This is a genomic window from Galactobacter caseinivorans (genome assembly GCF_003640665.1).
GTDB classification, from domain to species: Bacteria; Actinomycetota; Actinomycetes; order Actinomycetales; family Micrococcaceae; genus Galactobacter; species Galactobacter caseinivorans.
Window position 1 is genome coordinate 79204 of record NZ_QQXL01000008.1, and the last position, 18769, is coordinate 97972.

The 18769-nt window shown below is 68.2% G+C and carries 15 protein-coding genes; 10 read left to right on the forward strand and 5 right to left on the reverse strand.

The window, feature by feature from the left end:
* Positions 1 to 61 precede the first annotated feature (61 nt).
* On the reverse strand, positions 62 to 1351 hold the full coding sequence (locus tag DWQ67_RS12375) for a GNAT family N-acetyltransferase (protein WP_121485914.1): 1290 nt from the start codon (positions 1349 to 1351) through the stop codon (positions 62 to 64).
* Positions 1348 to 1728 carry a thiamine-binding protein gene (locus DWQ67_RS12380; protein WP_121485915.1) on the reverse strand — a complete coding sequence of 127 codons (381 nt, stop codon included), beginning with the start codon at positions 1726 to 1728 and terminating at the stop codon, positions 1348 to 1350. Before DWQ67_RS12380 ends, DWQ67_RS12375 begins: the two co-directional genes overlap by 4 nt.
* A 189-nt stretch (positions 1729 to 1917) precedes the next feature.
* On the opposite strand from DWQ67_RS12380, the gene DWQ67_RS12385 reads away from it, so the two are divergent.
* The 10 genes from DWQ67_RS12385 (at position 1918) to DWQ67_RS12430 (ending at position 14873) form a co-directional block, all read left to right on the forward strand.
* Positions 1918 to 3402 carry an amino acid permease gene (locus tag DWQ67_RS12385; protein ID WP_233556082.1) on the forward strand — a complete coding sequence of 495 codons (1485 nt, stop codon included), beginning with the start codon at positions 1918 to 1920 and terminating at the stop codon, positions 3400 to 3402.
* A 114-nt stretch (positions 3403 to 3516) separates the two neighbouring features.
* On the forward strand, positions 3517 to 4401 hold the full coding sequence (locus DWQ67_RS12390; RefSeq protein ID WP_121485917.1) for a VOC family protein: 885 nt from the start codon (positions 3517 to 3519) through the stop codon (positions 4399 to 4401).
* A 181-nt stretch (positions 4402 to 4582) separates the two neighbouring features.
* On the forward strand, positions 4583 to 6094 hold the full coding sequence (locus DWQ67_RS12395; RefSeq protein WP_121485918.1) for an Ada metal-binding domain-containing protein: 1512 nt from the start codon (positions 4583 to 4585) through the stop codon (positions 6092 to 6094).
* A gap of 33 nt (positions 6095 to 6127) precedes the next feature.
* Positions 6128 to 6670: a methylated-DNA--[protein]-cysteine S-methyltransferase gene (locus DWQ67_RS12400; RefSeq protein WP_121485919.1), complete on the forward strand. Its 543-nt coding sequence runs from the start codon at positions 6128 to 6130 to the stop codon at positions 6668 to 6670.
* 244 nt (positions 6671 to 6914) lie between these two features.
* Complete coding sequence (pta, locus tag DWQ67_RS12405; RefSeq protein WP_121485920.1) at positions 6915 to 9017, forward strand: phosphate acetyltransferase; 2103 nt, start codon at positions 6915 to 6917, stop codon at positions 9015 to 9017.
* Between the two features lie 3 nt (positions 9018 to 9020).
* Complete coding sequence (locus DWQ67_RS12410; protein ID WP_121485921.1) at positions 9021 to 10181, forward strand: acetate kinase; 1161 nt, start codon at positions 9021 to 9023, stop codon at positions 10179 to 10181.
* Positions 10182 to 10253: 72 nt separating this feature from the next.
* The gene (locus DWQ67_RS12415) at positions 10254 to 11972 is read left to right on the forward strand and encodes an ABC transporter ATP-binding protein (protein ID WP_199712716.1); all 1719 of its coding nucleotides are present in this window, start codon (positions 10254 to 10256) and stop codon (positions 11970 to 11972) included.
* A 48-nt stretch (positions 11973 to 12020) separates the two neighbouring features.
* A complete protein-coding gene (locus DWQ67_RS12420; protein WP_233556083.1) occupies positions 12021 to 13067 on the forward strand; it encodes an NAD(P)-dependent oxidoreductase in 1047 nt (348 codons plus the stop codon).
* A 73-nt stretch (positions 13068 to 13140) separates the two neighbouring features.
* Complete coding sequence (locus DWQ67_RS12425) at positions 13141 to 13536, forward strand: tRNA-dihydrouridine synthase (RefSeq protein WP_121485923.1); 396 nt, start codon at positions 13141 to 13143, stop codon at positions 13534 to 13536.
* Positions 13533 to 14873, forward strand: a complete 1341-nt coding sequence (locus DWQ67_RS12430; protein WP_121485924.1) for a glutathionylspermidine synthase family protein — start codon at positions 13533 to 13535, stop codon at positions 14871 to 14873. The genes DWQ67_RS12425 and DWQ67_RS12430 overlap by 4 nt, the downstream gene beginning before the upstream one ends.
* Before the next feature lie 130 nt (positions 14874 to 15003).
* Here DWQ67_RS12430 and DWQ67_RS12435 read toward each other — a convergent pair whose 3' ends face one another.
* The 3 genes from DWQ67_RS12435 to DWQ67_RS12445 all read right to left on the reverse strand — a co-directional run bounded on the left by DWQ67_RS12435 (position 15004) and on the right by DWQ67_RS12445 (position 18768).
* Positions 15004 to 16005 carry an ABC transporter permease gene (locus tag DWQ67_RS12435; RefSeq protein ID WP_121485925.1) on the reverse strand — a complete coding sequence of 334 codons (1002 nt, stop codon included), beginning with the start codon at positions 16003 to 16005 and terminating at the stop codon, positions 15004 to 15006.
* Complete coding sequence (locus DWQ67_RS12440) at positions 16002 to 17006, reverse strand: ABC transporter permease (RefSeq protein WP_121485926.1); 1005 nt, start codon at positions 17004 to 17006, stop codon at positions 16002 to 16004. The genes DWQ67_RS12435 and DWQ67_RS12440 overlap by 4 nt, the downstream gene beginning before the upstream one ends.
* Before the next feature lie 82 nt (positions 17007 to 17088).
* Complete coding sequence (locus DWQ67_RS12445; RefSeq protein ID WP_121485927.1) at positions 17089 to 18768, reverse strand: ABC transporter substrate-binding protein; 1680 nt, start codon at positions 18766 to 18768, stop codon at positions 17089 to 17091.
* Position 18769: the final 1 nt, after the last annotated feature.

An 18769-nucleotide genomic window follows, 5' to 3' on the forward strand; every position in this document is an offset into this window, starting at 1 on the left:
GCGGGTGCCGCGCAGTAGGCCACAGCCTAGGCCAACCGCGCAGGCCACACCGCCGGAACGCTCAGGCCCGCCGCACCATCCGGATGTCGTGCGCGCCGGACCATTCCTCCGGCAACTCCTCCCGGGCGCCGTCTGGCGCAAAGCCGAGTTTCTCGAAGAACGCGTGCGCGCGCGAATTCTCCTCCAGCACCCAGAGCAGGGCCGGCTCGTCGCCCAGCACGGCATCCGCCAGCCGCCTGGCCACGCCGGATCCCTGCCAGGCCCGCGCCACGTACATGGTGAACAGCTCCCACTTGGCGCCCGTCGCGAGCCGGTCAGACTCCTCCAGGACCGGCGCGGCGGAGGCCATGCCGACCACCTCCCCATCCTCGGTGACGGCGACGGCGGTGCGCGTGCGGTTTCCGGGGCGCTTCAGCGCGGTGAGCCACGCGGCCACGTCCTGATCCAGGCGCGAATCCATGGCGTCCAGCCAGCCGTCCGCGATGTAGCGCTCAAAGGTCTGGCGCCACCCCAGGTTCTTGACCTCCAGGGCGCCGCGCACGGTCTCTGGGCGCATGGGCTCCACGTTCACCCGCTGGGCCACGGACCCTGGCGCGGCGGCGCCGGTCACCAGGGCGATCGCGAAGCCGTCCCAGCCGTTGCCGCCCACCGTTTGCAGTGCGGTGGCGTCAAAGCGCGGGTCGGTGTGCAGCAACTCGAGCGCCTCGGCCATGCCGCGCGCCTCCGCCTGGGACACAGCGCCCGACGACGCCGCTTCAGTTTCCGCGCCCCGCACCACTCCGGCGCGGATCACCTGATCAACCACCACCACGGATCCCGGGGCCGTGAGACGCAACGCCCACTCCAGGTACACGCGGGTGGAGGCCTTGTCCGCGTCGATGAACACCAGGTCAAAGGGCGCTTGGCGCGTCCAGGTGAGCTGGTGCAGGGCCTTGACCGCTGGCCCGGTTTCCACGGTCCAGCGGGCACCCTCCCCCTCCGGGTCAACGAGCGCCAGGTTTTCCCTGGCCACGGCGGCTGTGGCCCGGTCAATCTCCAGGGAATGCAGGTGCCCGTCCTGCGGAAGGGCGTCCAGGATCCAGGCGGCGGAGTAGCCGCCCAACGTCCCAATCTCCAGGACGCGGCGAGCGCCACACAGGCGGGTCAGCAGCGCCAGAAACTTGCCCTCGGCCGGGCTGGAGGCGTCCGCGCCCAGGCCGGCGGCGGCGCTGCGGGCGCGCACGCGGGCCAGCAGCGGGGACTCGTCCACCAGCTTGGCCTGCAAAAAGGCGTCCACCTCCGCCGGCGTGGACGGGGCCGTGGCCATGTCCTGCGTGCTCAGGATGCGCTCCTCTCCCGCCCGCGCGCTCACGCCTCGGAGCCGCCCAACATGGCTCGGGTGTCGCGGGTCAGGGACGGCTGTGCGCCGCCCTGTTCTTCTTGATCCTGCGTGGCGATGGCCCGCTGCAGGCGGTCAATCTTCCCGGTGAGCTCACCGGTGTGGCCCGGGCGGATGTCCGCCTTGAGCACCAGGGAGATGCGGGTGCCGTACTTGGCCACGGCCGCGGTGGCGCGCTTGACCACCTCCATCACCTCATCCCAGTCGCCCTCAATCTCGGTGAACATGCTGGAGGTGCGAAAGGGCAGGCCGGAGTCGCGGACCACGCGCACGGCGGACGCCACGGCGTCGTGCACAGATCCATCGGCGTGATCCATGCCGGACGGGGAGACGGAGAAGGCGACGATCATGTCTTACAGACTCTCATCGTCTGCGCGCCCAATGAAGGTTGCGACCGGATGTGACCACGGGCGGTGCTTGGCCTGGGAGCGCGCCGGGTGCCGCGACACTTGCCCCGGCACATGCTCCCCGACACATGCCCCGACACAAGGAGGCACCGAATCGGCGCGGGCGGCCCCGAGGCGCTACCGTTCCTTCCCGTGAACCACCCCTCTTTGCCTTCTTCCCCGAACGACGCCGCTTCCGCCGGGTCCGGCGCGAGCGGCACCCCTGCCGGGGAGCTGCGGCGCGGCCTGTCCATGCGTCACGTGCGCTTCATTGCGATCGGCTCTGCGGTGGGCACGGGGCTCTTCCTGGGCTCCGCGGAGACCATTCGCTCTGCCGGACCGGCGGTGCTGATCTCCTACTTGGTGGCCGGCGCCGCGGTGTTCTTGGTGATGCGCGCGTTGGGTGAGATGGCCGTGCGCCACCCCGTGGCGGGTTCCTTCGCGAACTATGCGCACCGCTACCTTGGGCCGTACTTCGGCTTCCTGTCCGGGTGGACGTTCGTGTTCGAGATGCTGCTGGTCGCCATCGCGGACATGACGGCGGTGACGCATTACATGGCGCTCTGGGCCCCGGGCACCCCCGGATGGGTGTGGATGGCGGGCGCCATGTTGCTGATCGTTGGCCTGAACCTGCTGCGGGTGCGGGTCTTTGGGGAGCTGGAGTTCTGGTTCTCTCTCATTAAGGTCGCCACGATCGTCGCGATGATTGGTGGCGGCCTGGCGCTGCTCGTGTTTGGGGTGTCCGTTGGCGGGCATACGCCCACCGTGACGAACCTCTGGGCGGAGCCGGGCGGCTTTGCGCCGTTTGGCGTGTGGGGCATCATCATGTCCCTTGGCGTGGTGGCCTTCTCCTTTGGCGGCATCGAAACGCTGGGCTCCACGGCCGGTGAGGCGGACCGCCCGGAGCACGTGATCCCCAAGGCCGTGAACTCCGTGCCGGTGCGCATCCTGCTCTTCTACGTGCTCTCCCTGGCGGTCATCCTGTGCCTGGTGCCGTGGAATCAGTTGGATCCCAGCTCCTCCCCCTTTGTCACCGTGTTCTCCGCGCTTGGCCTGCCCGCCGCGCAGCACATCGTGAACTTTGTGGTGCTCACCGCCGCGCTCTCCGCCATGAACTCCATTACCTATGCCTCCGCACGGCTCATGTACGGGCTCTCCAAGCAGGGCCACGCACCGGCGTCCTTTGGGCGGGCCAACGGCTCCGGGGTGCCGCTCATCCCAGTCATGGTGGTGCTGGTGGCGCTGATGCTGGGGCTGTTCGCGTTCCTGCTCATTCCGGACACGCTCTTCTTGATGGTGGCTTCCATCGCGTCCTTTGCCACGGTGGCCACGTGGATGTTCATCCTGGCCGCCCATCTGAGGATGCGCCGCGAGATGCGCCTGGCGGGCGAGCGCTCGGTCTACCCCATGCCCGGAGCACCCGTGACGAGCTGGATCGCGATGGCGTTTTGCGCGTTTGTGCTGGTGGCGCAGGCCTTTAGCCCCACCACCATCTGGGCGCTCTACATCGGCTTTGGCTGGATCCTGCTGGCCTCGCTTGGGTACCTGTTGGTGCGCGGTCGCGGCCGCGAGGCGCTGGAGCTGCCGGTGAATCCGGCGTCGGTCGCGACGCTCGCACCCGCACCCGCGGAGGGCTGACGCAGGCTCTAGGAGCCCCTGCGGAATATCCGCACTACATTACTTGTTGCTTCAAGTAATGTAGTGCGCGGGTCGCCCCGCGACCATCCCCCCAGACCTCCAAGGAGAGCCGCCATGGCGAGCATCCACACCCAAGACAAGCTCGACGCCCGCAGTGACGTCGGCACGGTCACCCTCAACGTCGCGGATCTGGACGCCATGATCCGCTACTACCACCAGGGCGTTGGCCTCTCCGTGCTGGCGCAGCAGGGCGGCACGGCGATCCTGGGCCGCCACGGGGTCCCCAGCGTGATCCTGGAGCAGTCCCCGGCGCTGAAGCACGCGCCGCAGGGCTCCGCCGGGCTCTTCCACACGGCCATCGTCTTTGACTCCCGCGCCGACCTGGCCGCCTCGGTGTACTCCGTGGCGCGCAAGTACCCGCAGCACTTCACCGGATCCGCGGACCATTCGGTCTCCGAGGCCTTCTACTTTGACGACCCAGAGGGCAACGGCGTGGAGCTCTACTTCGACCGCCCGCGCGAGGGTTGGACGTGGGAGAACGGCCGCATCAGCATGGGCACCGTCTACCTGGATCCCAACGCCTACGTCCAGGAGCACCTCACCGAGGCCGGCCTCAGCAACCCCGTCGGCACGGACCAGTCGGCCTCCGTGGGCCACGTCCACCTCAAGGTGGGTAGCACCAAGACCGCGCGCGACTTCTACGAGGGCGTGGTGGGCTTTGACGTCACCACCACCCTGGGGGATCAGGCCATCTTCTTCTCCGTGGGCGGCTACCACCACCACCTGGCCGCCAACACCTGGGAGTCCCGCGGCGCCATGTTCCGCACGCCGGCGCTTGGCCTGGGAGAGATTGACCTGCTCCTGCCGAGCGACGCGGCGCTGGGTTCCCTGCGCGAGCGCCTTGCCTCGCGCGGCGTGGCGCAGCAGGACGATGGCCGCACGCTGCTGTTCGAGGATCCGTGGAAGAACGCCCTCCGCGTGAAGGTCCGGGAGGACTGAGGCCCTCCTGGGTTGGCGCGAATCCCCTGGGTTCTCAAGGATCCCCCGTCGAATAGACGGGGGATCCTCGCATACCCGGGGGATCCGCCAACGCGAGGGGCGCCCCGCTCCGCGCCCACGCCCTGATTCCCGTGGCCAAAAACCGCCAGCGCTCGGCGAGGATTCGCGGCACCATAGAGACATGGTCCCCACCGCAGCCCTCGCGCCAGGCCAGCCGGCCGCCGTCGCCGCCACCCCCGCCGGCACGCTGCCGCCCTTCGATGCGATGTACGCCGCGATCGACGCGCGCGATACCCGCTTTGATGGCGCGTTCTACACCGCGGTCACCTCCACGGGGATCTACTGCCGCCCGTCCTGCCCCGCGCCCACGCCGCAGGCCAAGAACGTGCGTTTTGTCCGCACGGCCGCGCAGGCCCAGCAGCTGGGATTCCGCCCGTGCCTGCGTTGCTTCCCCGAGGCGCTGCCCGGCACCGCAGGATGGGATCCGCATGCCACGCTCACCGGCCAAGCGCTGGCACTGATCGAGGACGGCGAGTTGGACGGCGGCACCGTTCCGCAGTTGGCACAACGACTTGGCACCTCCGCACGCACGCTGAATCGGCTCCTCACGGAGTCCACGGGCGCGCCGGCCCTGGCCCACGCCCGCGCGCACCGTGCCCGCACGGCCTTTCGCCTCCTGGCCTCCACCGATCTCTCCACCACGGACATCGCCTTCACCGCCGGTTTTGGCAGCGTGCGTCAGTTCAACGAGACCATGTACCAGCTCTTCGCCCGCACGCCCGGGGATCTGCGCGCGGCGGCCCGGCGCAGCCCGCGCCCCACCGCGCCCGGCACGCCGGTCAGCCTCAGCGCGCGCCTGCGTTATGGCGGCGCCCTGGACCTCGACGGGCTCCTGCGCTGGTTTGGCGCACGCACACTGCCCGGCGTGGACCGCGTGGACGCCGGGAGCTACAGCGTGGGCCTGCGCCTGCCGCGCGGCGCGGGACAGGCCCGGATCGGTGTGGATTCGACCGGGCAGTTGCGCGCACACCTGGTGCTCGACGACGCGGCGGACCTCCCAGCGGCCGTCGCCACGGCACGCCACCTCTTTGACCTCGACGCGGACAGCGCCGCGATTGACAGTTCGCTGTCACGCCATGAGTGGCTCACGGAGTCTGTGGCCCATCGTCCAGGCGCGCGCCTGCCCGGCGAGCCCACCCTGACGGAATCGCTGCTGCGCGCCATCTGCACGCAGCAGGTCTCCGTGGCCGCGGGGCGGGCCCAGCTCACGCGCCTGGTGCAGACCGTGAGGGACGGGGACGCCACCGCCACCGAGCCCACCCGGCTGCTCGCCTTCCCCAGCGCAGCCGAGGCCCTGGCCACCCTTCCGGGCTGGTTCCGCGGCCCGGGTGCCCGGCGGCAGGCCCTTGAGCGCACCCTGGCCCTGCTCGCGGAGGCGGGCGAACCGGCCGACCGCGACGGCACCGCGGCGCTACTGGAGCGCGTCGGCGCGCTCAAAGGGGTTGGCCCGTGGACGCTGGCGTATGCGGCGCTGCGGTCCGTGGGTGATCCCGATGTGGATTTGTCCGGGGACGCCGCGCTGCTCTCGCGGGCCCGTACGCTGGGCCTGGCTCAGGACCGCAGGGGCCTGGAAACCCTGCTCGGCACCACCCGACCCTGGCGCTCCTACGCCGCCCTCCACCTCTGGGGCTAACCGCCCCACCATGACCATCACCTGGAGACCACCATGGCAAGCACACTGCACGCCGCCTCGCCGAGCACCGCGCGGCACCTGCTGATCACCTCCCCACTGGGCACGCTCATCCTGGCCGGAGACGGCCAGGCACTCACGGGCGTGTGGTTTGAGGATCACCGCTACTTCCCCACGGACGCGACGCTCGGCGAGCGCGTGGAGCAGGGCCAGGATCCGGTGCTGGACCGCGCGGCAGAGCAACTCGGCGCGTACCTGGCCGGGGAGCGCGCGGACTTCGACGTGCCCCTGAACCCGGCGGGCACACCCAAGCAGAAGCTGGTGTGGCAGATTCTGCGTTCCATCCCGGCCGGGGAGGTCACCAGCTACGGGGCCATCGCGGCGCAGATGGGCAAGCCCAAGGCCGCGCAGTCCGTGGGGCAGTCGGTGGGGCACAACCCGCTGAGCATCATTGTTCCGTGCCACCGCGTGGTGGGATCAGACGGCGCCATGACGGGCTACGCGGGCGGGCTGGAGCGCAAGCGGTTCCTGTTGGACCTGGAGGGCTACGACCCGGCGCTGGAGCCGGCGCTGTTCTAGCGAGCCCCGGCCGCCGCGCCAGCTCCGCACCCGATCAGGGCAGCGACCCATCTCACCTCACGCGACCGCCCGGGATGTGAGCCGCACCGCCGCGCCGCGGCGCCCGCCCGAGTAGCGTTGCTGGCAACACCTCAGTAGGCGACGCCGCCCGGGAACCTGGGCACGCGGCGTCGAGCAGGTGGGAGCCATGCACCGCCCGGCTGCGCGCCTGAGCCGGGTCCGTTTTTCATTGCAGGGAGAGCACATGACCCGCGGCCTCTACGTCAGCGCCACCACCGCAGCAGCCGGAAAGTCCCTGATTGTCCTGGGGCTCGGGGACCTGTTGCACCGGCGCGCGGACACCGTGGGCTTTTTCCGTCCCATCACCGAGTCCGCGGACCCGGCGCAGGACCCCTCGGCTGGCCTCATGTCCAGCCTCTTTGACCTGCCGCCGGAGCGCGTGGGCGTGGGCCTGACCCGCGCGGAGGCTCGCGAACTGATGGTCGCCGGGCAAACCGAAGAAATCTACTCGCGCGCGCTGGATGCCTACTCACGGGTCGCCGCGAACTCTGACGTGATCATCGTGGAGGGCACGGACCTGACCGGCCACGACTCCACGCACGAGTTTGAGCTCAACGCCCGCCTGGCCAATCACCTTGGCTGCCACGTGGTGGGTGTGGTGAACGGCGCGGGCAAGTCCGCGCAGGAGGCCGCGGATGATGTGGACGTGGCCCGGGATGGCTTCTATGAGGATCACGTCTCGCTGCTGTCCATGATCGTGAACCGCGCGGATCCGGAGACGGTGGATCAGCTGCGCGCCACCGTGCGCCCCGGCCTCTCCGCGCGCAAGGTCTACGTGGTGCCGGAGCTGCAGGACGTGGTGGCCCCCACGGTGGGCGAGGTGGCCTCCGCGCTGGGCGCGCGCCTGATCGCGGGCACCCCGGCGGATGATCGGGACATCCGCCACATCATCGTCGCCGCCATGAATGTGGGCTACCTGCTGGAGCGCTTCGAGTCGGATGACACCTTCCTGGTCACCCCCTCGGACCGCACCGACGTGCTCGCCACGGCGGTCGCCGCGAGCCGCACCTCCGGCTTCCCCTCCACCGCGGGCGTCCTGGTCACGGGCCGCCGGCCGGTGGAGGTCTCCGTGCTTCCGCTCCTAGCCGAGGCCCCCTTCCCCGTGTACGTCACGGACATGGGCACCTTTGAGGCCACGACGCTGGTGGCCAAGGTCCGCGGCGAGCTCACGACCAACATTCCCCGCAAGACGGCGGCGGCACTGGGGGCTTGGTACCAGGCGGTGGATGAGGAGGAGCTGCTCACCCGCCTGGAGCTCCCGGCGCCAGAGATGATGACGCCCGTGCGCTTTTTGCACCAGATCGTGGCCACGGCCCGGACCGCGCGCCGCACGGTGGTGCTCCCGGAGGGAGAGGACCTGCGCATCCTGCGCGCCGCGGAGATCATTGCGCGCCGCGACATCTGCGACCTGATCGTGTTGGGCGGCCCCACGGTCGCCGGCCTGGCCAAGGAGCACGGGATTGACCTCTCCGGGGTCAGCGTCATTGACCCGGAGCGCGACGCGCGCACGGAACGGTTTGCCGCCGAATACGCGCGGCTGCGCGCCCACAAGGGAGTGACCCTTGAGCAGGCGCGCGAGCGCATGACCTCGCGCTCCTATTGGGGCACCATGATGGTCCACCTTGGCCTGGCGCACGGCATGGTCTCCGGCGCCGCTCACACCACCGCGGACACCATCCGCCCCTCGTTGGAGTTCATCAAGACCCGCCCCGGCGTCAAGATTGTCTCCTCGGTCTTCCTCATGTGCCTGCCGGACCGGGTGCTGGTGTACGGCGACTGCGCGGTGAACCCGAACCCCAACGCGGAGCAGCTCGCGGACATCGCGCTGGCTTCCGCCGCCACCGCCGCGCAGTTTGGCGTCACGCCCCGCGTGGCCATGCTCTCTTACTCCACCGGCACCTCCGGCACGGGAGAGGACGTGGACCGGGTGCGGCAGGCCACCGAGTTGGTGGACGCCACGCACCCCGACTTCCCGGTGGAGGGTCCCATTCAGTACGACGCCGCGGTGGACGCCTCCATCGCCGCCTCCAAGCTGCCCGGTTCCGATGTGGCCGGCCAGGCCACGGTCTTTGTCTTCCCGGACCTGAACACCGGCAACAACACCTACAAGGCGGTGCAGCAGTCCGCCGGCGCCGTGGCCGTTGGGCCGGTGCTGCAGGGCCTGAACAAGGCCATCAACGACCTCTCCCGCGGCTGCACCGTCCAGGACATCGTCAACACGGTGGCCATCACCGCGATCCAGGCGCAGACCCTTTCCCCCTTGCCCGCCTCATCCCAGGAGTCCTGAACCGTGCGCGTCCTTGTCATCAATTCCGGCTCGTCCTCGCTGAAGTACCAGGTCCGCGAGACGGACAGCGACACCCAGCTGCTCTCCGGTGTGGTGGAGCAGATTGGCTCCGGAGACGTCCCTGATCACGGCGCGGCGCTTGACCTAGTGGAGGCCGCGCTGGTCGCGGAGCTGGGCCAGGATCCCGGGCTGGAGGCCGTGGGGCACCGCGTGGTGCACGGCGGCGAGCGCTTTGCCGAGCCCGTGCTGGTCAACTACGAGATCACGCGCGCCATTGAGCGCCTTGCCCCGCTGGCACCCCTACACAACCCCGCCAACGCCCTTGGCATCCGCGCCATCATGCGTAAGTGGCCCTCGCTGCCGCAGGTCGCGGTCTTTGACACGGCCTTTCACCGCACGCTGCCGGAGCACGCGTGGCGCTACGCGGTGCCCAATGAGCTCTACACGGAGCACGGTGTGCGCCGCTACGGATTCCACGGCACTTCAGCGGAGTACGTCACCGGCCGCGCGGCGCAGCTGCTGGGGACTCCGGTGCGCGGCTTTGACGGGATCATCTGCCACCTGGGCAACGGCGCCTCCGTCACGGCCATCAAGGCGGGGCGCAGTGTGGATACGTCCATGGGATACACGCCGCTGGCCGGCCTGGTGATGGGCACGCGCTCCGGCGATGTGGACCCGTCCATCCTGACCCAGCTCATGATGCGCGGGGAGTACACGGCGCAGGAGTTGGACTCGATGCTCAACCAGGAGTCCGGGCTCAAGGGCATTGCCGGGAGCAATGACATGCGCGCGGTGGTTGCGGCCGCGGCCGAAGGGGATGACGAGGCGGAGCTGGCGCTGGCCATGGCCGCGTACCGGCTGCAGAAGTTCATTGGCGGCTATCACGTGGCCGTGGGCGGGGCGCAGGCCATCGTCTTCACCGCGGGGATTGGCGAGAACTCCTGGCAGTTCCGCGAGCGGGTCTGCGAGGGCCTTGGCGCGCTCGGCGTGAGGCTTGACCGGATGGCCAACGTGGAAAAGTCCCGCGAGCCGCGCGTCATTTCCGCTTCGGATTCCGCCATCAAGGTGCTGGTGGTGCCCACCGATGAGGAGGGCGCCATCGCGGATCAGACGGCTCAGCTGATCCGGGATTCCGGGGAGCAACAGGCACCGGAGGGCGAGTAACAGAAGGCCTCACGGCGTGGCGTGAGAAGTGGGGTCTGCGCAACCGGCCTTGTTTACGGCAAGATGTGCACTATGACTCACGCCACACCCGAGGCCTCCTCCGCGCAGTCGGAGCCCAAGCCGCTGCTCAGCGTCCGCGACCTCTCCATCTCCTTCCGCACCCAGCACGGGACCGTGGAAGCGGTGCAGGGGGCCTCCCTCACCCTGAATCAGGGCAAGACCCTGGCCATTGTGGGTGAGTCCGGTTCCGGCAAGTCCACCACCGCCATGGCGATCATCGGCCTGCTCCCGGACAACGGCACCATCACGTCCGGCTCCATCGACTTTGATGGCAAGGACCTGGCCACGTTCTCAGATAAGCAGTATCGCGGCGTGCGCGGGCGCCAGATTGGCCTGGTCCCACAGGACCCCATGTCCAATCTGAACCCGGTCACGCGCATTGGCGATCAGATCGCGGAGACGCTGCTGGTCAACAAGATGGCCGGCCGCGGGGACGTGGAGAAGCAGGTGCTGGATGTGATGTCCCGCGCCGGCATCCCGGACCCGGCCACCAAGGTGAAGTCCTACCCGCATGAGCTCTCCGGCGGCCTGCGCCAGCGCGTGCTCATCGCCATTGGCCTGGCCTGCAAGCCGCGCCTGCTCATCGCGGATGAGCCCACCTCCGCCCTGGACGTCACGGTCCAGCGCGTGATCCTGGACCAGATTGATCAGATGACCACGGAGCTTGGCACCTCCATCTTGCTCATCACCCACGACCTTGGGCTGGCCGCCGAGCGCGCCTCGGATGTGGTGGTGATGCACCGTGGCCGGATCGTGGAGCAGGGTTCCGCCCGCCAGATCCTGGAGGACCCGCAGGATCCGTACACGCAGGCGCTCGTGAAGGCCGCGCCGTCCGTCGCCGCGATCCGCCAGGCGCCGGGTGCCTACACGGCCCCGCTGGATGAGCGCGAGGAGACCGCGCAGGAGGAGGCCCCGGCTGAGGCTCCCTCCAACCTGGTGGAGCTGCACAACCTCACCAAGATCTATCCGGTGCGCGGCAAGCGGGGCGAGGATTTCTACGCCGCTAAGGACGTGTCCCTGGACATCCCGCGCGGCTCCACGGTGGCGATTGTGGGCGAGTCCGGCTCCGGCAAGACCACCACTGCGCGCATGCTGCTTGGCCTCATTGAGCCCACCTCCGGGTCCATGGTCTTTGACGGCAAGGACCTGCTCAAGCTCTCCAAGGCGGACCGCAAGGACTTCCGCCGCCGCGTGCAGCCGGTCTTCCAGGACCCGTACTCCTCGCTGAATCCCATGTTCACCATTGGGCGGATCATCCAGGAGCCCATGGACGCCTACAAGATCGGCACACCCGCCAGCCGCCGTGCCCGCACCAAGGAGCTCATGGAGCAGGTCTCGTTGCCGGTTTCCATGCTGCGCCGCTACCCCTCGGAGCTCTCCGGCGGCCAGCGCCAGCGCGTGGCCATTGCCCGCGCCCTGGCCCTTGAACCGGAACTGATCGTCTGTGATGAGCCGGTCTCCGCGCTGGACGTGTTGGTCCAGGCCCAGATCCTGAAGTTGCTTGGCAACCTGCAGGCGGAGCGTGGACTCTCCTACCTCTTCATCTCCCACGACCTGGCTGTGGTCCGGCTCATCTCCGATTTCGTCTGCGTCATGAAGAACGGCGAGCTGGTGGAGGCGGCCTCCTCCGAGGAGATCTTCACCAACCCGCGCCACCCGTACACGCGCAAGCTCCTGGGCTCCATCCCCGGCAACGAGCTGGGCATCGAGAAGGACCCCGAGGCCGCCTAGCGCGCTCCCCGGTGGTGTCCTGCAACGTGCGGCCCGGAGGTTGATGTCATGAAGACGCCCGAGTCGGTGCGCACGGAATCCACGGCGGCGCTGATGCTCGGCGGCATCGGCGTGGTGGGCTTGGGTGCCATGGGTGAGCCCATGGCCCGGCACCTGTTGGCCGCGCACGGCGCGCTGCACCTGGCCGGGCGCACGCCGCGGCCACAGCTGGTGGCCGCGGGTGCCACCTGGCACGCCACGTATCGCGAGTTGGGTGCCAGCGTGGGGGCGTTGTTGCTGATGCTTCCGGATCTGCCGCAGGCCCGCGAGGTGCTTTTTGGCGCCGACTCGGCGGACACTGGCGCGGCTGAGACGGTAGGCGCCTCCCAGATCCTGCCCGACGGCGTTCTGGCCGGCGCACTGGAACGCGACGGTGAGCTGCTGGTTCTGCTGGGCTCCACCTCCTCCGCGCCCGGCGTCCGGCGCCTGGGGGCCGAGCTGGAGGCTGCCACCGGCGGCCGGGTGCGGCTCGTGGATGCGCCCGTCTCCGGCGGGGAGGATGGCGCCATCGAGGGCACCCTGTCCATCATGATGGGCGGTGGCGAGGTGGATTGCGGGCACGCCGAGTCGGTCCTGTCCGCCTGCGGATCGCCGGTGCGCCTGGGCCCCTTGGGGGCGGGCCAGGTGGCCAAGGCCTGCAACCAGCTGGTGGTCTCCGCAACCATTTTGGCTCTCGGGGAGGCCACGGTGTTGGCCGAGCGCTCGGGGCTGGATGCCGGCGCCATGTGGGATCTGCTGGAGGGTGGCTACGCGGGCTCCCGCCTGCTCAACACCCGCAAGCAGCGCCTGGTGGAGCACAACGACTCCCCCTCAGGCGCCGCCAAATATCTCCTCAAGGATCTGCGCTGCGCCGGCGAGGTGGCTCAGGCCACCGGAACCGACGCGCCCCTCTTGCCCGTGCTGGAGCGGACCTTCTCCCGGATCGTGGAGGCCGGGCTCGGTGAGCGGGACATGTCGGTCACCCGGCGCTACGTGGAGGAACGCTCCGGCTCACCCCGCACGCCAGGTATCGAGTCCCCAAAATCCGGCGTTAGAATAGCGCAAAACGACGAATAAACCCGACGCCTGCGCGCCCGGCTGGCCCCCACGCCGTCGAGCAGCGCCGCCGGAGCACAGCATGAGGGGACACATGCCACAGCACAGCGCCACCCGCCGCAGGGCCTCCACCGCCGTCTCCGTCGGGGTCACCGCGGTGCTCGCGACCACCCTGGCCGGGTGCGCCAACGACGACTCCACGCCGAAGGCGGACTACGCCAAGATTTGCCGCGAGGAGTCCACGCAGTTGCGCGTGGAGGATGAGAAGTGCAACGGATCCGGCGGGCACGGCCACGGCTACGTCCCGTACTTCCTTCTCCTGGGCGCGGGCCGCACCACCATTCCGGCGGTCGGGACCAAGACCATGGGCGGCACCACCACCATCCCTGCCGGCAAGAGCTCCACCAGCGTGGACCGGAAGGGCAAGACTTTTTCCGGCACGTCCCGCGGCGGCTTTGGCGGCTCAGGCAAAGGTGGCTTCGGAGGGTGAAGCGGCTCGAGTTCACGGCTCGCCCGGGTTGGCGGGAGCGCATCAACGCCTCCGGGCTGATCTACTCCGAGAGTCACAAGCCAGGCGTTGGCGCGGTGGAGTATTGGAACGACGCCGCGGCGTACGTGTTCACGCTGGCCGAGGTGGAGGCGCTGGAGGCGCAGACCGAGGAGCTGCACCGCATGTGCCTGGAGGCGGCCGCCTACATGGCCACCGGCGCGCTGGGCACCCTGGGCTTGAGCGAGGGCGGCTTTGAGCTGGCCAAGCGCTCCTGGCAGGAGTACGACGGCGCAACCGGCGCCCGCGAGCAGGATGTGTACGCGCGCTTTGATCTGGCCTACGCCGGGGACGGCTCCCCGGCCAAGATGCTGGAGTACAACGGCGACACCCCCACGGGCCTGATCGAGGCCGCCATCACGCAGTGGGATTGGTTGCAGGATCGCACGGCCTCCGGCGAGCTGGCACGGCTCAGCGCCGGGAAACTCTCCACCGGGTCCGGGGTATGGGACCAGTGGAATGGCATCTACGACGCGCTGATCGCTCGATGGGAGACGCAGCTGGCGGCTTCGGTCGCGGCTGGAACCGGCACGCGCCTGTTTTATGGCTACTCGGCCCAGGATTCCTCCGGCGAGGACTGGAACACCGTGGCCGTCATGGCGGAGATGGCGCAGAAGGCCGGCTGGCGCACCACCTCCATCGAGATGGAGCAGCTGGGCTGGGACTTTGGCGCGCACGAATTTGTGGGTCAGCCAGAGAATCCCATGTACGCGGACGAGCCCTTCCGGCCCATCCTGGCGGATGGCACGGTGCAGCCGCGGATCCGCAACATCTTTAAGCTTTACCCCTGGGAGGACATCATGTCCGGGGAGCAGGGGGACCACTTTGGGCAGCTGTTGCTGGACTACCCTGGCGTGATTCCGCACTGGATTGAGCCGCCATGGAAGATGTTCCTCTCCAACAAGCTGCTGCTCGTGGCCCTCTGGCACCTCTTCCCGAACCATCCCAACCTGCTGCCCGCCTACGCGGACGGCCCGCACGGCATGAGCGACTACGTGATCAAGCCGGTCTTTGGGCGCGAGGGCGACGGCATCAAGATCGTTCGCGGCGGCACCACGCAGGCCAATGGCGAGGAGTATCGCCGGGCCGGGCGCGGCAACGAGCGCGTGTTCCAGCAGTACCACGAGCTGCCCAACTTCCCCGGCTCGGCGGGCCCCAATCACCCGGTCCTGGGGAGCTGGGTGGTGAACCAGGAGGCGTTTGGCGTGGGCATCCGGGAGTCCGACGGTCCCATCACGGACTACTTCTGCCGCTTTGCCCCCAACCTCATCGAACCGTAGGGGCGGTCCGCGCACCCGCCGGCCGCAACCGGCCACACCCGGCCACACAGCAAAGGCGCCCGACGCCGCGAACGTGAGTCCGCGGCGTCGGGCACCTTGGTGTGCGCTTGGCAGCGCTAGCTCAGCACCGTCAGCGCTTGCGCGCCTTGGGGTCCAACGCCTCTCGCAGGGACTCGCCCAGCAGGGTGAAGCCCAGCGCCGTGATGGCGATGCAGATACCGGGCAGGAACGCGAGCTGCGGCGCGGAGGACAGGAAGTTCTGCGCCACCGTGAGCATGCGCCCCCACTCGGCCGTCTGCGGCACGCCGCCGCCCAAACCAAGGAAGGACAGCGCCGCCGCGTCGATCACCGCGGTCGCCAGGGCCAGGGTGGCCTGAACAATCACGGGGCCCAACGCATTGGGCAGCAGGTGAGACATGGTGATCTTGCCGCGACCCAAGCCCAGGGTCTGCGCCGCGAGGATGTAGTCCGCGCCGCGCTGCTGCAGCATCGAGGAGCGCAACAACCGGGCAAACACCGGGATCTGCGCGGCACCGATGGCGATCATCACGGCAAACGGGCTCTGGCCCGCGATCGCCGCGATGGAGACGGCCATGAGCAGGTTCGGGACGGAGAGCAGAATGTCCACGATGCGCATGATGACGGTGTCAATCCAGCCGCCAAAACCGCCGGCCAGCGCGCCAAGGAACAGGCCGCCCACCAGGCCGATGCACGTGGAGATCACGCCCACCAGCAGCGAGGACCGCGCGCCCCAAATCAGCTTGGAGACCACGTCGCCGCCAAAGTTATCCAGGCCAAGCGGGTAGCCGGGCGTCCCGATCCCGGGAATGTTGGTCGGCGTGACCAGGCGCATGCCCGGCGTTGCCTCGCCCGGATAGGGCGCAAGGATCGGGGCGAAGATGGCCACCAGGATGAACAGGAAGATGATGATGGCGCCGCTGATCGCCATGGGGCTGCGGCGCAACCGCTGGAATGCCTCTCCCCAAATGGAGGTGCCGCGATCGGAGTGACGGGTATCCCCGGCATCCTTCTTGGGCGCCTTCCCGGCGGGCTCGGTGACGGCCGCGGAGGCAGTGCCGGTGACCGGCGCCCCGTCCGGCAGCAGGTTCGGATCCGGAATGTTGGCGCTCATTTCACACGCACCCTCGGGTCGATAACGCCGTAGAGCAGGTCCACGACAAGGTTGATCAGCGCGTAGATCACGGCAATAAACATGATGTACGCCTGCAACACCGGGTAGTCGGCGTTCGTGATGGCCTGTGCAATGCCATAACCAAGGCCCTGGTAGGCAAACACGGTCTCGGTCAGCACCGCGCCGGCAAAGAGCAGGCCCAGCTGCAGGCCCACCGTGGTGGCGACCGGCAGCATGGCGTTTCGCAGGATGAAGCGATCACGCAGGATGCTGGGGGTCATGCCCTTGGCCTTGGCCGTGCGCACGTAGTCGGCGCCCTGCACCTCCAGTACCGCCGCGCGCGTGATGCGCGTGATGATCGCCAGCGGGATGGATCCCAGGGCAATACCCGGCAGGATCAGGTGCTTGAACGCGTCCCAGCCGGCATCAAATTCGGCGGTGATCAGGCCGTCCAAGAGGAAGAAGTTGGTGTAATGCGTGGCATCCAAGCCCACGTCCTGGCGGCCAGAGGTGGGCAGCCATCCCAGCTGAACCGCAAAGATCCACTTGAGGATGAAGGCAAGGAAGAAGACGGGAATGACCACGCCAAGCAGGGACAGGATGACGGAGAAGTTGTCCTGCCACTTGCCGTAGTTCTTGGCGGCCCAGTAACCCAGCGGGATACCGATCAGCACCGCAAAGAGAATGGCGAAGAGGGCCAATTCCGCGGTGGCCGGGAACTGGTTAAAGAACTGGGTCAGGACCGGGCGCTGGCTCTGCGTTGAGTTGCCGAAGTCGCCGGTGATGACCTTGCCCATGTAGGTCACGTACTGCTCAAGGATGGGCCGGTCAAAGCCGTACGCCTTGTTAATCGCCGCGATGGCCTCCGGGGTGGCACGCTCGCCGAGCATGGCGGTCGCGGGACCGCCGGGCAGGGCACGCACCCACAGAAACAGCAGGATGGAGAGCCCAAAGAGGGTGAGAAGCAGCAGCCCCAGCCGCTTGATGATGAATTTGAGCACGATAACCCTTCGATGAGGTCATCGGAACGGGGAAGGGGGGCGCCGGCGGCCTGCGCCGGCGCCCCCAATCACACCGTCCGAATCACTTGGAGAGCTTGATCTGGTTGTAAACCTCGTCCTGCACCGGGGAGGCCGGGTAGGTCGTCACGCGCTCGTTGAAGGCGAGAGTCGGGACCGGATGTGCCAGCGGCACGGCCGGAACCAGATCGGAGATCTGCTTCATGATCTCCTCATACTTCTTGGTCTGCGCACCCTGATCACTCATCTGGCGAGCGTCCTCAAGGTTCTTGAACAGCTCAGCGTTGTCGAAGCCGAACTCGGGCTTCTCACCGTTGAAGAAGACGCCAACGAAGTTATCGGGATCGTTGTAGTCACCGGTCCAACCAAGCATGTGCAGGCCGTGCTTGTCGTTGCCCTGCACATAAGAGGTGTACTCGGTCCACTTCATGGGCTTGGCCTCCACCTTGATGCCCACGGCATCCAGCTGCTGGGAGATGTTGGTGAAGGTGTCCGCCGGGGTCGGCATGTACGGGCGGGAGACGTCCGTGGGGTAGTAGAACGTGGTCTTGAAGCCATCCGGGTAGCCGGCCTCCTTGAGGAGCTCCTTGGCCTTCTCCACGTTGTACTCGTACTTCTCCACGTTCTCCGTGTAGCCGCGCACCGAGCTCGGGATGAACTCCATGGCGGTCTTGGTGCCCTCTGGCATGACCTGCTTGATCAGGGCATCCTTGTCGATGGCGTAGGAGATGGCCTGACGCACCTTGACGTTGGAGAGCTCCTTCTCCTTGGAGTTGATGCCAAGGTAGAGAACGTTGAACGGATCGCGGTTGATCAGGTTAAAGCCGGCGTCCTTCAGGACCTTCAGGTCCGCGGGGCCCACCAGGTCATAGCCGTCAATCTCCTTGGCCTCCAGCGCCTGCTTACGGGCCGGGGCATCAGCGATCACGCGGAAGATGATCTTCTCGATCTGGCCCTTGTCTCCCCAGTAGTCGGCGTTGCGCTCCAGGGTGATGTGGTCGCCGTTCTTCCACTCAGAGAACTTGAAGGGGCCGGTACCCACGGGGTTGCCCAGGGCATACTGGGACAGCTTCGGGGCATCGGCACTGCCGGAGGTCTCATCGGCCTTGTACTTCTTCATGGCCTCAGGGGACTGCATGGCAAAGGCCGGCAGGGACAGCGCGGGGATGAAGCCAACCCACGGGCGGGTCAGGGTGACCTTGGCCTCGGAGTCACCGGCGGCCTCGCAGGACTTGTAGACGGCCTTGTCGGTGTCCTTGTCCGCATAGCCCTGGAAGAGCGACTTGTAGTAGTAGCCCACGCCCTCGCTCTGCTGGATCCCCTTGAAGTTGTACCAGCGATCAAAGTTGGCGCAGACGGCCTTGGCGTCAAATGCCGTGCCGTCCTGGAACTTCACGCCGGTCTTGAGCTTGAAGTCATAGACGGTGCCCTTGGAGGACTCCTCCCAGGACTCCGCGAGCAGCGGCGCCGGGTCGGCGGTGCCAGCCTTGGTGCCAACCAGACCCTCAAAGATCTGGCGCGAAACGCGGAAGGACTCGCCATCAGAGGCGAAGGCCGGGTCAAGGGACTTGGGATCAGACGAGGCGGCGAACGAGAAGGTCGAGTTCACGTTTCCTTCGGCGCTGCCGCCGGAGCCGCCAGTTCCTTCGTCACGCTTGGACGCGCAGCCGCTCAGCAGCAGAGCCGACACGGCCACGGTGGTGGCAGCGACGGTCAGGCCGCGGCGCATTCCCTTGCGGGTCATG

Coding starts and splice junctions, on each gene's coding strand:
- DWQ67_RS12425 (WP_121485923.1), top strand. CDS start 13,141: ATGCCACAGCACAGCGCCACCCGCCGCAGGGCCTCCACCGCCGTCTCC.
- DWQ67_RS12380 (WP_121485915.1), bottom strand. CDS start 1,728: ATGATCGTCGCCTTCTCCGTCTCCCCGTCCGGCATGGATCACGCCGAT.
- DWQ67_RS12445 (WP_121485927.1), bottom strand. CDS start 18,768: ATGACCCGCAAGGGAATGCGCCGCGGCCTGACCGTCGCTGCCACCACC.
- DWQ67_RS12400 (WP_121485919.1), top strand. CDS start 6,128: ATGGCAAGCACACTGCACGCCGCCTCGCCGAGCACCGCGCGGCACCTG.
- DWQ67_RS12435 (WP_121485925.1), bottom strand. CDS start 16,005: ATGAGCGCCAACATTCCGGATCCGAACCTGCTGCCGGACGGGGCGCCG.
- pta (WP_121485920.1), top strand. CDS start 6,915: ATGACCCGCGGCCTCTACGTCAGCGCCACCACCGCAGCAGCCGGAAAG.
- DWQ67_RS12420 (WP_233556083.1), top strand. CDS start 12,021: ATGAAGACGCCCGAGTCGGTGCGCACGGAATCCACGGCGGCGCTGATG.
- DWQ67_RS12390 (WP_121485917.1), top strand. CDS start 3,517: ATGGCGAGCATCCACACCCAAGACAAGCTCGACGCCCGCAGTGACGTC.
- DWQ67_RS12395 (WP_121485918.1), top strand. CDS start 4,583: ATGGTCCCCACCGCAGCCCTCGCGCCAGGCCAGCCGGCCGCCGTCGCC.
- DWQ67_RS12415 (WP_199712716.1), top strand. CDS start 10,254: ATGACTCACGCCACACCCGAGGCCTCCTCCGCGCAGTCGGAGCCCAAG.